The organism is Vibrio ichthyoenteri ATCC 700023, assembly GCF_000222605.1.
Classification (GTDB): Bacteria; Pseudomonadota; Gammaproteobacteria; order Enterobacterales; family Vibrionaceae; genus Vibrio; species Vibrio ichthyoenteri.
The window spans coordinates 1-486 of the sequence record NZ_AFWF01000100.1 but is presented as its reverse complement, the minus strand read 5'-3'; the positions used below and the strand labels follow the sequence as shown (position 1 = coordinate 486).

The 486-nt window shown below is 41.2% G+C and carries 1 protein-coding gene; it reads left to right on the top strand.

Features of this window, described 5'->3' with window-relative positions; genetic code table 11:
* Positions 1-486: IS630 family transposase (locus RH85_RS08605; RefSeq protein ID WP_006711834.1), on the top strand; the 486-nt coding region annotated here is incomplete at both ends.

Here is a 486-nt window from a genome sequence, read left to right as displayed (position 1 = left end):
AACCTATTCTCACACTCATCAAATTGTTGCCTTCGTTAAAGAGACATTTGGACTTGATTACACTGTGTCTGGCATGAACAAATGGCTTCACCACAATAGTTTTAGCTACAAGCAGCCAAAAGGCGTTCCACACAAGTTTGATGAGGCAAAACAACAAGCTTTCATAGATGCTTACGAAGCGCTAAAGGCAAGCTGTGGTAAGGATGAGTCGATAGTATTTATCGATGCAGTTCACCCAACATTATCCACCAAAATATCTCATGGCTGGATACGTACTGGTCAAGATAAAGTGATTGAAACAACTGGTAATCGTAGCCGATTAAACATTGTTGGTGCACTGAACCTGTCGGATATTGGTGCAACCATTATTCACGATTACGAGAGCATTAACAGTGAAACGATTGTTCGCTTTTTCTGCAAGCTTAGAGAGAGTTACCCATTAAATCATAAGCTCCATATCATCTTAGACGGTGCGGGATATCACCG